The organism is Parasphingopyxis sp., assembly GCF_052168295.1.
Lineage (GTDB): Bacteria > Pseudomonadota > Alphaproteobacteria > Sphingomonadales > Sphingomonadaceae > Parasphingopyxis.
The window spans coordinates 1-11,702 of record NZ_JBQLZN010000075.1 but is presented as its reverse complement, the minus strand read 5'-3'; the positions used below and the strand labels follow the sequence as shown (position 1 = coordinate 11,702).

Below are 11,702 nucleotides of genomic sequence, written 5' to 3'. Positions count from 1 at the left end.
GCTATATCGTATGCGGCTCTAGGCTCCTGCCTTCGCAGGAGCACTTGAACGTTAGCTTCAATCCTCGAAGACGACGCCCGGTTGTTCGGCCGTATTCACCCGTAGTTCGAACACGTCATGCCGGGCGTAGTGGCCGTCCGTATCGAGCGAGGCGAGGCCCTGGCCGATCAGATCGAGATCGAGCTCGGCATGGATGATCTCCGCCCGCCCGCCCGCTTCGGCGAGGATGTCGGCATTGGGCGCGACGATCATGCTGCCGCCGAACTGCAATTGGCCGTCCGGTATCTCTTCGATCAGCGCGCGGGCGTCGGGATCGCCGCCGCAGCGCTCCAGCCCGTCGAGCAGCGCCTTGCGGTGCAGAACGGTGCCCGCCGCCAGCACGAAGCAGCGCCCCTCGAACGCGTAATGGCGCGAGGCGATGGCATAGGTGTCGCGCACCGTCGGCCAGGCGGCAACATGCACGGCTTCGCGCTGGTTGTGCATCGCTGCGCGCGCGAGCGGCATCCAATGCTCCCAGCAGATCAGATGGCCGACATGGCCCCAGTCTGTTTCGTGCACGCCGAGCGTCGATCCGTCGCCGCGCGCCCAGATCAGCCGCTCGCCATGGGTCGGCACGAGCTTGCGGTGGGGCAGGGGCGGCTTACCGGGCCGGAACAGGAACTGCGTGTTGACGAGGCTCGATCGCACCCGCTCATGCGCGCCGACCGAGACGATCAGGCCGCGCTGATCGACCAGCTCCTGCAGCGGCGCGAGCCGTTCGTCCTGCTCCCGGATCGCCTGATCCAGCAGGATGCGGTGCAGCGCCTTGCTGCCCGGATGATCCCAGAGCGCGGCGCCCGGCGCCTCGTCGAGCCATATCGGATAGCCGCCGAGAAAGGTTTCGCCGAACGCGATGACCGTCGCGCCGCCATCGGCTGCGGCCTCGACATTGTCGACCAGGGCCGCGATCCCGCCCGTGATATCGAGCGGGATCGGTTCGGCCTGAACGATAGCGGCGACGATGCGGGCCATCAGAAGACGATGAGCGCCGCGTTGACGATCATCCAGATGAGCACCGCCGTGCTCGCCACGAAGATCAGGAAGCGGATCGGCACGATGTTGACGGTGCTCTGCCAGAGGCTGTGGACTACGCGCAGTCCGACATAGGCCCAGGCCAGCGTCAGGTTGATGCCGTCGCCCGCGCCGATCAGCGCCAGCGTTATCGCGACCGCGTAGAACACGGTCGGCGCTTCATGGAGGTGGTTGTAGTTGTCGGCCTGCCACTGGACCTTCACGGGCAATTTCTTGAGGTCGTCATTGGTGTAGACGCCGGGCGTAAAATCGACCTTCGCGGCGCTCATCGCTGGGATCCGCGTCGCATACATCCAGAGCCACATGATCATGGTCCAGATGGCAAGCGCGATGACGGGTGCGAGGATGGGGCTGTTGATTTCCATATAGTATCTCCCTGTGATCTCTATTGCAGCGCGGCGGCGGTTGCGTGAAGGGCGAGCGCCAACAGAGCGAGGCTGCTGAGAACGAAGACCATGAAACGCGCCGGTACATGGTTCCAGGTAGCCTGGATGATGCTGTGCACGATACGCAGACCAACATAGGCCCATGCCAGCCAGACATTGATCCAGGCGTCGCCGGTGCCGGTGAGCGCGACGATGAATACGGTCGCGTAGAAGATCGTCGGCTGCTCCATCAGGTGATTGTAATTATGCGCCTTCCAGTTGACGCTGTCCGGGATGACGCCCTGCAGGTCCTGGCCGCGTCCGCCGGGCCGCGCGCCCATATCGATGCCGGCCTTTTTCATCGCCGGCAGGCGGGTGGCCATCACCCATATCATCACGATGAGCGTCCAGACGACGAGAACCGCCGCCGGCGCAAGAATGGCACTGTTCATGTTGCTTCCCCGTTTTCGTTGCGGCGCGAGACTGGGACAGCGCAAATAGGTTGTCAAAGGCAACCGACTTGACGTTGCGGCATCGGGACTTGCGGGCTAGCGGAACCCCATGACGGACAGCGAATCGCGCAAGCCGACTCTTGAGGGCATCCGGGAGGCTGCGGCGCGTATCCATGAAGTCGTGCCGCCGACGCCGCTCATTCCGTTCGATACAGATCATGGAAGGATCTGGCTCAAATGCGAGAATTTGCAGCCCATCGGCGCGTTCAAGCTGCGCGGCGGCTATCATCGACTTGCCGCGATGAGCGCGGAGGAGCGCGAGGCAGGCGTGGTCGCCTTCTCGTCCGGAAACCATGCGCAGGGTGTTGCCTGGGCGGCCAAACGGCTCGGCATGCCGGCGCTGATCGTGATGCCGGAGGATGCCCCCAGGGCGAAGCTGGACGCGACACGCGCGATGGGCGCAGAGATCGTCACCTATGACCGGATGAGCGACAGCCGCGAAAAGCTGGCGGCGGACCTGTCCGAAGAACGCGGCGCGATCGTCGTGCCAAGCTTCGACGATCCCTGGGTCGTCGAGGGGCAGGGGACAGCGACGCTGGAAGCGGTAGAGCAGATGGAGACGCTGGCGGGCGGGCCGCCGGAAAGCGCAGTGATCTGTTGCGGCGGCGGCGGGCTGGCGGCGGGCGCGGCGCTCGTGCTGCCCGATGCGCAGATCACCGTCGTCGAGCCCGAGGGCTGGGACGATATGGCGCGTTCGCTGGCGAACGGCGCGATCGAACCTGTCGGCCCCAATCCGCCCGACACGCGTTGCGACGCGCTGCAGACGATGCGTGTCTCGCCGATCACTTTCGACATTCTGCATGCACATGGAGCGGCGGGCGTCGCGGTCACCGAAGACGAAGTCGCCCATGCGATGCGCATCGCCTTTTCGCGGCTGCAACTGGTCGTCGAGCCGGGCGGTGCGGTGGCGCTGGCGGCCGTGCTTGCGGGCAAGGTGCAGCCCAAGGGTCGCACCATGATCACGCTGTCGGGCGGCAATGTCGACCCGGCGGTTTTCGCCGAGATCATCACAGGCTAGGGGACAGCGATGCTGCTCGCCGCCAATATCGCGCTTTCCGTTGCCATGCTCGCCGTGTTCGCGCTCGGAGCCGGCGGCATCTATCTCTGGGCGAAGAAGGGCGACAAACAGCGCGGCCTGCTGATGATCGCGGCTGCGATAGTCATCCTTGCCAATGTACTGATCTGGACCGTGCCTGGTCCGGGGGGCTGAGACCTAGTTCCTCCCCTTAAAGGGGAGGTGGCAGCCCACAGGGCTGACGGAGGGGTGTCAGCGGTGCTGAATCGCGCGTTGCTTGCGGGTTATACCCCTCCACCACTTCGTGGTTCCCCTCCCCTTGAAGGGGAGGAGCTATTTTATCGGGCAATCCGGATCGAGGCGCATATCGAGATAGTCGTCGACCGTGGTCATCAGCTGATCCATTTCCTTTTCGAAGAAATGGTTGGCGCCGGGGATCACCTCGTGCTGGATCGTGATGTGCTTCTGGGTGCGCAGCTTGTCGACGAGCTTCTGCGTGCCGGACGGCGTCGCGACTTCGTCGGCATCGCCCTGGATGATGACGCCGGACGCCGGGCACGGCGCGAGGAAGCTGAAATCGTACATGTTCGCCGGTGGCGCGATCGTGATGAAACCCCGGATTTCCGGACGACGCATCAGGAGCTGCATACCGATCAGCGAGCCAAAGGAAAAACCGGCGACCCAGGTCGTTTCGGCTTCGGGATGGAAACTCTGTACCCAGTCGAGCGCGGCGGCCGCGTCGGACAGTTCGCCCACGCCATTGTCGAACTCGCCCTGGCTTTTGCCGACACCGCGGAAATTGAAGCGCAGCGTCGCGAAGCCGCGATTGACGAACGTCTTGTAGAGCGCCTGCACGATCGCATTGTTCATCGTCCCGCCACCCTGGGGGTGCGGGTGGAGGATCATCGCGACCGGCGCGCGCGGGCGCGGCGGCGGGGAGAAACGGCCTTCGAGGCGGCCGTCGGGACCGGGAAAAATGACTTCAGGCATGGCGGTTCGGTGCAACCCTTTGGCTGGAAACGGGCGGGAATCGGGCTTATGCGGGCATAAGCGGCATGCGGCCTATATGATGTTCGGGTCTCTTTTCGCAACTAAAACCGGATAAGGTATTGAAAGACCGTCTTTATCTCGACCATGCGGCGACCATGCCGATGCTCCCGGAAGCGCGCGACGCGGTTGCAGAGGCCTTCGAAAGCTGGGCAAACCCGTCTTCGCCGCATGGCGAAGGGCGCGAGGCGCGGGCGGCGCTGGAAGAGGCCCGCAAGCGGATCGCGGCGGCGCTCGACTGGGATGGCGAGCTGATTTTCACGAGCGGCGCAAGCGAGGCGATCGCGCTGGCGATATCCTGCACCAAGGCGGAGCGCGTGATCGTCAGCGCGGTCGAGCATGATGCGGTGCTGCGCGCCGCCGGGGACGTCGAACGCATCCCGGTCGATCATCAAGGCCATGTCGATGGCGGCAAGCTCAACTGGATGCTTTCGGGGTCCGACGAGACCGCCCTGGTCGCGATCCAGTCGGTCAATAGCGAAACCGGCGTGAAACAAGATCTCGACGATCTACGCGAGCGCATCCATGTCGGCGGCAACTGGCTGTTCGCGGATTGCAGCCAGTCCGCCGGCAAGCTGCCGTTGCCCGATGCCGATCTGATTGCGATCTCGGCGCACAAGCTTGGCGGCCCGCCGGGCATCGGCGCGCTGCTGGTCAAGGATTTCGCGACGTTGCATGCGCTGGGCGGGCAGGAGCGCGGCTATCGCCCGGGCACCGAAAACCTGCCCGCCGCGCTCGGTTTCGCCGCCGCGCTCGAAGCGCCGACGGGCTGGGTGTCGCGCGCTGCCGAGCTGCGCGAACATCTCGACAAGGCGATCGAGCAGGAGGGCGGGAGCATCGTCGCCGGCGAAGCCGACCGCATCCCGACCATCGCGTCCTACCGGATGCCGGGGGTCGCCGCGAACGCGCAGCTGATCCAGTTCGACATGGCGGGGATCGCCGTGTCGGCGGGGAGCGCCTGTTCGTCGGGCAGCCTCAAGCCCAGCCACGTGCTGACCGCAATGGGCTGGAGCGAGGCAGACGCCGCCGAAGTGATCCGAGTCAGCTTCGGCCCGCAAACCAATCGGGCCGACATCTATCGTTTCATGGACGTCTGGAAGCGGCTCGCGGCCGAAGGAAAGGGGCGCGCGGCGTGAGCGATATCATCTATCTCGACTATCAGGCGACGACGCCCATGGCGCCCGAAGCGCGCGAGGCGATGTTGCCTTATCTCGACGAGAAGTTCGGCAATCCGCATTCGCCGCACAAGCTGGGCCGCGAGGCCGCGGCCGGGGTCGAGGTCGCGCGCGATCAGGTGATGGACTGTATCGGCGCGAAGAGCGGCAACCTCTATTTCACGAGCGGCGCGACCGAGGCGGCGAATTGGGGGATCAAGGGCGCGATCGCCACGATGCCCGAAGACCGCCGCCGGATCGTGACCGTGGCGACCGAACATGCGGCCGTGCTCGATACGTGCGAATTTCTTGCCGAATGGGGATGCGCGCTGACCGTGCTCGACGTGTCGGACGACGGGTTGATCGATCCGATGGCTGTCGAAGACGCGCTGGACGATGATGTCGGGCTCGTCGCCATCATGCTCGTCAACAATGAAATCGGCGTGACGCAGCGGATCGCCGAGATTGGCGCGCTGGTTCGGCAACGCGGCGCGCTGATGTTCTGCGATGCGGTGCAGGCGCTCGGCCGGGTCGAGATTCCCTGGCAGCAATGCGACATGATCGCAATGTCGTCGCACAAGATTCACGGGCCGAAAGGCATCGGCGCGCTCTGGCTGGCCAATGGCGTAAAACCATTGCCGCTCATGCATGGCGGCGGGCAGGAGGGCGATCTGCGTTCGGGCACGCTCGCGCCCGCCTTATGCGCGGGTTTCGGCGCGGCAGCGGCGCTTATGACCGAACGGCAGGCGGACGATTATGCGCATGTCGAAAGATTATGGGCGCTGGCCCGGCGGCGTTTCGGCGACGGCTGGACGCTGAACGGGTCGGATTGCGCGCGCTATCCGGGCAACCTCAACATTCGCCTCGACGGGCTCGATGCGAGCCGGTTGATATCGGATGTGCGCGGCGTCGCCTTTTCTGCTGGTTCGGCCTGTGCCAGCGGTTCTGGCCGCCCCAGCCATGTTCTGTCGGCGCTGGGTCTGAGCGATGCTGAAGCCAAGTCGTCGATCCGCATCGGTTTCGGCCGCTATACGAGCGAGGAAGACCTCGAAACCGCGATCGACCTGATCCTTGAAGCTGCCGCCCGCCAGACTAGCTTGGCTGCATGACAAAAGTCCGCTTTATCTCGGCCGATGGCAATTCGGTCAGCGAGGTCGAAGGCGCGCCGGGCGACCGGCTGCTCGATCTTGCCCAGGCGGACGGCCAGCCGCTCGAAGGCACGTGCGAGGGCCAGATGGCCTGTTCGACCTGCCATGTGCACGTCGATCCGGAGGATTTCGGCCAGCTTCCGCGCGCCGAGGAGATGGAAGACGATATGCTCGATCTCGCCGCGGACGTGACCCGGTACAGTCGCCTGGCCTGTCAGATCTGGTTGAGCGAGGGCATGGAGAGCCTGACGGTCCGCATCCCAGGCGCCGTCCATAATATGCAGGGGAGATAAGAGTGTTGAAGCGCATTTCTGGCTTGGTTTTTGCGCTCTGTATCGTCGCGGGCTGCGCCTCCGAACCTCAGGGTTCGCCGCATATCGAGGCGATCATGGGCGAGGACGTGCTCGAAGGCATCGAGCAGCGGATCGGCGGCCGCCTCGGTGTCGCGCTGACCGACGAGAGCGGCAATTTGCTGCGCGCCTATCGCGGCGACGAGCGCTTCGCCATGTGCTCGACCTTCAAGCTGCCATTGAGCGCGGCCGTGCTCGAACGGGTCGAAACGGGCGATATGGCGCTCGACGATTCGCTCGCGTTCGGCGAAGCGGATCTGCTGGATTATGCGCCGGCGGCCGCCGCCTTTGTCGAGGCGGGCGAGATGTCGGTCGGCGAGGCGGCGGAGGCGATCGTCACCCTGTCCGACAATACGGCGGCAAACCTGCTGCTTGCCGAGATCGGCGGGCCGGAGGGTATGACCGCTTTTTTCCGTCGTCATGCGGATGAAGTATCCCGGCTCGATCGGATCGAACCTGACCTCAACGAGAATGCGGAAGGCGATGAACGCGATACGACGAGCCCGGTGGCCATTGCGGGGCTGATCCAGCGCCTGATGTTCGGCGATGTGCTCGAAGCGGGCGGCCGGCGGCAGCTGGCCGATTGGGCGATCGCCAACCAGACCGGCGATACGCGCATCCGCGCCGGCGTGCCCGATGGCTGGACGGTCGGTGACAAAACCGGCAGCTGCGGCACCGCATTCAACGATATCGGCATCATCTGGCCGCCCAGCGGCCCGGCTTTCGTGCTCGCCATCTATATCGATCGGCCGACGGCGGAACCCGAGGAAGTCGATTTTGCCATGGAAGAGATCGCCGAACTGGCCGTGCTCTACATGAGCGAGCGGAATATCGGCTGACATTGCATTTTGCGTGCGACATCGCCATATGCCCCCTCGGAAGTCGGGCGGACGTGGCATTCGCCAACCCGGTCAGGTCCGGAAGGAAGCAGCCGTAACGATTTCGCCGCGGGTCGTTCCGGCTTCCACTTTTTCTCTTCATAACAGCTTCGACATGCCGCCTCGCAGCGGCTAGTCTCGTGCCATGTCCGATTCCCAGGAGACGATGGAGCCCGCCGCCGATCCCGGCCCGGGTCTCAGCCTAGACGAGCCGCCGCAGCCTGCCGCGCCCGAGGCCGCCCAGCCCTATCGCGTGCTCGCGCGCAAATACCGCCCGCAAAGCTTCGCGCAACTTATCGGCCAGGACGCGATGGTCCAGACGCTCGGCAATGCGATCAAGCGCGACCGGCTCGCCCATGCCTTCCTGCTGACCGGCGTGCGCGGCGTCGGGAAAACCTCGACCGCGCGGCTGATCGCCAAGGCGCTCAATTGCATCGGGCCGGACGGCGAGGGCGGGCCGACCATCGATCCGTGCGGCGTTTGCGAACCATGTCAGGCGATCGCCGAGGGGCGGCATATCGATGTCGTGGAAATGGACGCGGCCTCGCATACGGGTGTCGACGATGTGCGCGAGATCATTGAGGCCGTGCGCTATGCGGCCGTCTCCGCGCGGTACAAGATCTACATCATCGACGAAGTCCATATGCTTTCGAAGAACGCGTTCAACGCGCTTCTGAAGACGCTCGAAGAGCCGCCGCCGCATGTGAAATTTCTCTTCGCGACGACCGAGGTGAACAAGGTGCCGGTGACGGTGCTCTCGCGCTGCCAGCGGTTCGATCTGCGCCGCATCCCGGCTGACCAGCTGGTCGAGCATTTCCGCTGGATCGTCGGCGAGGAGGGCGCGGAAGCCGAGGACGAGGCCCTGGCCCTGATCGCGCGCGCGGCCGAAGGTTCGGTGCGTGACGGGCTCTCGATCCTCGATCAGGCGATCGCCCATGGCCCGGACGGCGTGACCGCGGCGCAAATCCGCGAAATGATCGGTCTGTCCGATCGCGGCGCGGTTCGCGCGCTGTTCGGGGAATTGCTGGCCGGCGACGCGCAGGCCGTGCTCGCGAGCATCGAGCAACAGCATGTATTGGGCACCGACCCGGCAGCCCTGTTCCGTGGTCTGCTCGAAACCACGCACGGTATCGTCCGCGCCAAGGTCGGCGGGGCCGATGATCCGGCACTCTCGGCCGAGGAACGCGAAGCTTTTTCCGATTGGGCGAGCCGGTTGGGCTTCGCGGCGCTGCATCGCATCTGGCAGCTGCTTCTCAAAGGCCTGCGGGAGATCGAAACGGCGCCGGTACCGCTGGAAGCGGCCGAAATGGGGTTGCTCAGGATCGTCCATGCCGCCGGCTTGCCGGATCCCAGCGATCTGGCCCGCAAGCTGGAGAGTGGCGAGGTGGTGGCTGCGCCGTCATCGCCAGCGGGATCGGGTGGGCAGGGGAGTGGGCCGCAAGCCAGCTTTCCCGCCGATTTCGCGGCGCTGGTGCGTCTTGTCGCCGAAAGCCGGCATGACGATGCGAGCTGGAAAACGGCGCAGTTCCTCGAACGCGATGTCCGGCTCGTCCGCTATGCGCCGCCGACACTTGTCATCCGCCCGCTCAAGCCGTGCGACGAGGAATTCCTCCGCGATCTCGGTCGGTTGTTGCGCACGGAAACCGGACAGGTCTGGACGGTCGAGACCAGCGACGAGGAGGGCGAGGCCAGCCTTCTCGAACAGGAACAGGCGGCGCTCGGCGCGGAACGCGAGGCGGTGATGCAATCGCCGATGGTCAAAGCGGCCTTCGAGGCCTTTCCCGATGCCGAGCTGATCGACTACAAACTGGCCGCAGACAATAAGGGCTGATCCCATGCAGAATTTCGAAGACATCATGAAAGCCGCGCAGAATGTGCAGGAAGAATTGCAAAAAGCGCAGGCGAACCTCGAAAATATCGAGGTCGAAGGCGTTTCGGGCGGCGGGCTCGTCAAGGTTCGCGCCAGCGCCAAGGGCACCATCAAGGGCGTCGAGATCGATGAGTCTCTGCTAACGCCCGACGAGAAGCAGGTGCTCGAAGACCTGATCGCCGCCGCGCTCAACGATGCGCGCACCAAGGCCGATGCGAAAAGCCAGGAAGAGATGAGCAAGATGACCAGCGGCCTGCAACTGCCGCCCGGCTTCAAAATGCCCTTCTAGGTTTGGCCGCTTATCGCGCGATTTTTTCGACCCGCGCGCGGGAACTTCCGTCTCCCAAAGCCGTTTTCTCGGCTTCATTGGGAGATGAAGCATGACCGAAGAAAAGATTACCGAACGTGACGATGGCGTAACGACCGAACGTACGGTTGAGCGTAGCGACGATGCCGGCAAAACGGTGATTATCGAGCGCCGCGGCGGCGGTGCGGGCTGGGTGATCGCCATCATCCTCATCGTAGCGGTCGCGGGTGGCGCCTATTTTCTGAGCCAGAGCGGCGCGCGCGAAGCGGTCGAGACCGAAGCGATCACGGACGCCGCCGAAAATGTCGGCGAAGCGGCGCAGCAGGTCGGCGATGCCGCGCAAGACGCGGCCGACGCCGTCGACGGCAACTAGCTTTCCGATTTGAGAGGAGGGCGCGCGCTTCCGCGCACCCTTCAGATGCAATCGTCTAATGGGCTGGCGCGGACCTGCTGCATGCGGCCGACGAGTCGGTTGGCGTAGCCCGCGCTCCAACTCCCTGGCCGGGTCGCGTCGCGGGTCTTGGGATCGGGCAGGACGGCGGCGATCTGCGCGGCCTGGAGATCGCTAAGCCGGCTCGCATCATGGCCGAAATAGCGCTGTGCGCCGGCATTGGCGCCATAAGTGCCGATCCCCGTCTCCGCGACGTTCAGATAGACCTCCATGATCCGCGGCTTGTCCCAGAGGAACTCGATCAGCACGGTGAAATAGGCTTCGAGGCCCTTTCGGAACCAGCCGCCGCCCTGCCAGAGGAACACGTTTTTCGCGGTCTGCTGGCTGATCGTCGAGCCGCCGCGCCGCCGCTCGCCCGACTGGCGTTCCTCCCAGGCCTGCTGGATCGCCTCATAGTCGAAGCCGTTGTGGAGGCAGAAATTGCCGTCTTCGGCCGCGATGGCAGCGATCGGCATCGCCCGGTCCATGTCGCTGAGCGCCATCCAGTTGCGTCCCGATCCATTCTCGTCGAGCGCCATGGTAGCCGTGATCGGCGGGGGAACGAAGCGGTAGAGCAAAACCCACAGGATGGTGATCAGCAGGAACCAGAGGATCGCCTTGAAGGTGAAGATGAACATGCGCGCGGGCAGGGATCGGGTTTTAGCTGCCATGGTGCTGATCTATCCTGCCCAAAGAAAAACGCCATCCCCGATTTGCACCGGGAATGGCGTCTTTGGTGATCTGGAGTGCGGTTAGGCCGCCGGAAGCAGTTTCCTGTCTTCGGCGATCCGCATCATGGCTTTCTGCACCTTTTCGAAGGCGCGGACCTCGATCTGGCGGATGCGCTCGCGCGATACGCCATAAACCTGGCTTAGCTCTTCGAGCGTCTGCGGGTCGTCGGTCAGCTTGCGTTCGGTGAGGATGTGCTGCTCGCGTTCGTTGAGCTCGCCCATGGCTTCCATCAGCATTTCGCGGCGGACATCGGCTTCTTGCTCTTCGGCGATCGTTTGGTCGTGCAGCGGTTCCTCATCGACGAGCCAGTCCTGCCACTGGCTGGACCCTTCCTCGTCGCCGCGCATCGGCACGTTGAGCGACGTATCGCCGCCCATCGCCATGCGGCGGTTCATGCTGATCACTTCGTCTTCGGTCACGCCGAGATCGCCAGCGATCTGCTCGACATCTTCGGGCTTGAGATCGCCATCCTCGAACGCGTTCAGCCGCGCCTTCATCTTGCGCAGGTTGAAGAACAGCTTCTTCTGCGCCGCCGTGGTGCCCATCTTCACGAGGCTCCACGAGCGCAGGATATATTCCTGGATCGAAGCGCGGATCCACCACATTGCGTAGGTGGCGAGGCGGAAGCCGCGATCGGCTTCGAACTTCTTCACGCCCTGCATCAGGCCGATATTGCCTTCGGAGATCAGCTCGGCCACGGGCAGGCCGTAGCCGCGATAGCCCATCGCAATCTTCGCCACGAGGCGCAGGTGCGACGTCACGAGCTTTTGCGCGGCTTCGCGGTCGCCATGCTCTTCGAAACGCTTGGCGAGCATATATTCCT

The 11,702-nt window shown here is 64.4% G+C and carries 15 protein-coding genes and 1 other RNA gene; 10 read left to right on the top strand and 6 right to left on the bottom strand.

Annotated elements, in window-relative coordinates:
• Positions 1-57: 57 nt before the first annotated feature.
• The 3 genes from ACTS1Z_RS11845 to ACTS1Z_RS11835 are packed head-to-tail and all read right to left on the bottom strand — an operon-like array spanning position 58 to position 1,888.
• The gene (locus tag ACTS1Z_RS11845; protein ID WP_442624672.1) at positions 58-1,011 is read right to left on the bottom strand and encodes a carbon-nitrogen hydrolase family protein; all 954 of its coding nucleotides are present in this window, start codon (positions 1,009-1,011) and stop codon (positions 58-60) included.
• Positions 1,011-1,436 carry an MAPEG family protein gene (locus tag ACTS1Z_RS11840; RefSeq protein WP_442624671.1) on the bottom strand — a complete coding sequence of 142 codons (426 nt, stop codon included), beginning with the start codon at positions 1,434-1,436 and terminating at the stop codon, positions 1,011-1,013. The genes ACTS1Z_RS11845 and ACTS1Z_RS11840 overlap by 1 nt, the downstream gene beginning before the upstream one ends.
• A 20-nt stretch (positions 1,437-1,456) precedes the next feature.
• The gene (locus ACTS1Z_RS11835; RefSeq protein ID WP_442624670.1) at positions 1,457-1,888 is read right to left on the bottom strand and encodes an MAPEG family protein; all 432 of its coding nucleotides are present in this window, start codon (positions 1,886-1,888) and stop codon (positions 1,457-1,459) included.
• A 109-nt stretch (positions 1,889-1,997) separates the two neighbouring features.
• On the opposite strand from ACTS1Z_RS11835, the gene ACTS1Z_RS11830 reads away from it, so the two are divergent.
• Together ACTS1Z_RS11830 and ACTS1Z_RS11825 are read left to right on the top strand one after the other, a co-directional pair.
• The gene (locus ACTS1Z_RS11830) at positions 1,998-2,966 is read left to right on the top strand and encodes a threonine ammonia-lyase (RefSeq protein WP_442624669.1); all 969 of its coding nucleotides are present in this window, start codon (positions 1,998-2,000) and stop codon (positions 2,964-2,966) included.
• A gap of 9 nt (positions 2,967-2,975) precedes the next feature.
• A complete protein-coding gene (locus ACTS1Z_RS11825; protein WP_442624668.1) occupies positions 2,976-3,158 on the top strand; it encodes a hypothetical protein in 183 nt (60 codons plus the stop codon).
• 138 nt (positions 3,159-3,296) lie between these two features.
• Here the strand turns inward: ACTS1Z_RS11825 and ACTS1Z_RS11820 are convergent, their stop codons facing one another.
• Positions 3,297-3,953: an alpha/beta hydrolase gene (locus ACTS1Z_RS11820; RefSeq protein WP_442624667.1), complete on the bottom strand. Its 657-nt coding sequence runs from the start codon at positions 3,951-3,953 to the stop codon at positions 3,297-3,299.
• Between the two features lie 119 nt (positions 3,954-4,072).
• On the opposite strand from ACTS1Z_RS11820, the gene ACTS1Z_RS11815 reads away from it, so the two are divergent.
• From ACTS1Z_RS11815 to ACTS1Z_RS11780, 8 genes are all read left to right on the top strand, one after another.
• Positions 4,073-5,146, top strand: coding sequence for a cysteine desulfurase family protein (locus tag ACTS1Z_RS11815; RefSeq protein ID WP_442624666.1), 1,074 nt, complete (start codon positions 4,073-4,075; stop codon positions 5,144-5,146).
• A gap of 5 nt (positions 5,147-5,151) precedes the next feature.
• Complete coding sequence (locus ACTS1Z_RS11810) at positions 5,152-6,273, top strand: cysteine desulfurase family protein (RefSeq protein ID WP_442624696.1); 1,122 nt, start codon at positions 5,152-5,154, stop codon at positions 6,271-6,273.
• Positions 6,270-6,605, top strand: a complete 336-nt coding sequence (locus ACTS1Z_RS11805; protein ID WP_442624665.1) for a 2Fe-2S iron-sulfur cluster-binding protein — start codon at positions 6,270-6,272, stop codon at positions 6,603-6,605. The genes ACTS1Z_RS11810 and ACTS1Z_RS11805 overlap by 4 nt, the downstream gene beginning before the upstream one ends.
• A 5-nt stretch (positions 6,606-6,610) precedes the next feature.
• Complete coding sequence (gene bla, locus ACTS1Z_RS11800; RefSeq protein WP_442624664.1) at positions 6,611-7,501, top strand: class A beta-lactamase; 891 nt, start codon at positions 6,611-6,613, stop codon at positions 7,499-7,501.
• 35 nt (positions 7,502-7,536) lie between these two features.
• Positions 7,537-7,634, top strand: an RNA gene (gene ffs, locus ACTS1Z_RS11795) — signal recognition particle sRNA small type.
• A 72-nt stretch (positions 7,635-7,706) separates the two neighbouring features.
• On the top strand, positions 7,707-9,371 hold the full coding sequence (locus tag ACTS1Z_RS11790) for a DNA polymerase III subunit gamma/tau (protein ID WP_442624695.1): 1,665 nt from the start codon (positions 7,707-7,709) through the stop codon (positions 9,369-9,371).
• A gap of 4 nt (positions 9,372-9,375) precedes the next feature.
• Positions 9,376-9,699 (top strand): YbaB/EbfC family nucleoid-associated protein, encoded by a 324-nt coding sequence (locus ACTS1Z_RS11785; RefSeq protein WP_442624663.1) that lies wholly within the window; start codon positions 9,376-9,378, stop codon positions 9,697-9,699.
• Positions 9,700-9,790: 91 nt separating this feature from the next.
• Entirely contained in the window at positions 9,791-10,090 is a 300-nt protein-coding gene (locus ACTS1Z_RS11780; RefSeq protein WP_442624662.1) for a hypothetical protein, read from the top strand.
• A gap of 41 nt (positions 10,091-10,131) precedes the next feature.
• On the opposite strand, the gene mtgA is transcribed toward ACTS1Z_RS11780, so the two are convergent.
• Positions 10,132-10,818, bottom strand: coding sequence for a monofunctional biosynthetic peptidoglycan transglycosylase (gene mtgA / locus ACTS1Z_RS11775; RefSeq protein WP_442624661.1), 687 nt, complete (start codon positions 10,816-10,818; stop codon positions 10,132-10,134).
• Between the two features lie 81 nt (positions 10,819-10,899).
• The coding region (gene rpoH / locus ACTS1Z_RS11770; protein WP_442624660.1) for an RNA polymerase sigma factor RpoH at positions 10,900-11,702 on the bottom strand (803 nt) is incomplete at its 5' end.

Coding starts and splice junctions, on each gene's coding strand:
- ACTS1Z_RS11845 (WP_442624672.1), bottom strand. CDS start 1,011: ATGGCCCGCATCGTCGCCGCTATCGTTCAGGCCGAACCGATCCCGCTC.
- ACTS1Z_RS11840 (WP_442624671.1), bottom strand. CDS start 1,436: ATGGAAATCAACAGCCCCATCCTCGCACCCGTCATCGCGCTTGCCATC.
- ACTS1Z_RS11835 (WP_442624670.1), bottom strand. CDS start 1,888: ATGAACAGTGCCATTCTTGCGCCGGCGGCGGTTCTCGTCGTCTGGACG.
- ACTS1Z_RS11830 (WP_442624669.1), top strand. CDS start 1,998: ATGACGGACAGCGAATCGCGCAAGCCGACTCTTGAGGGCATCCGGGAG.
- ACTS1Z_RS11825 (WP_442624668.1), top strand. CDS start 2,976: ATGCTGCTCGCCGCCAATATCGCGCTTTCCGTTGCCATGCTCGCCGTG.
- ACTS1Z_RS11820 (WP_442624667.1), bottom strand. CDS start 3,953: ATGCCTGAAGTCATTTTTCCCGGTCCCGACGGCCGCCTCGAAGGCCGT.
- ACTS1Z_RS11805 (WP_442624665.1), top strand. CDS start 6,270: ATGACAAAAGTCCGCTTTATCTCGGCCGATGGCAATTCGGTCAGCGAG.
- ACTS1Z_RS11790 (WP_442624695.1), top strand. CDS start 7,707: ATGGAGCCCGCCGCCGATCCCGGCCCGGGTCTCAGCCTAGACGAGCCG.
- ACTS1Z_RS11785 (WP_442624663.1), top strand. CDS start 9,376: ATGCAGAATTTCGAAGACATCATGAAAGCCGCGCAGAATGTGCAGGAA.
- ACTS1Z_RS11780 (WP_442624662.1), top strand. CDS start 9,791: ATGACCGAAGAAAAGATTACCGAACGTGACGATGGCGTAACGACCGAA.
- mtgA (WP_442624661.1), bottom strand. CDS start 10,818: ATGGCAGCTAAAACCCGATCCCTGCCCGCGCGCATGTTCATCTTCACC.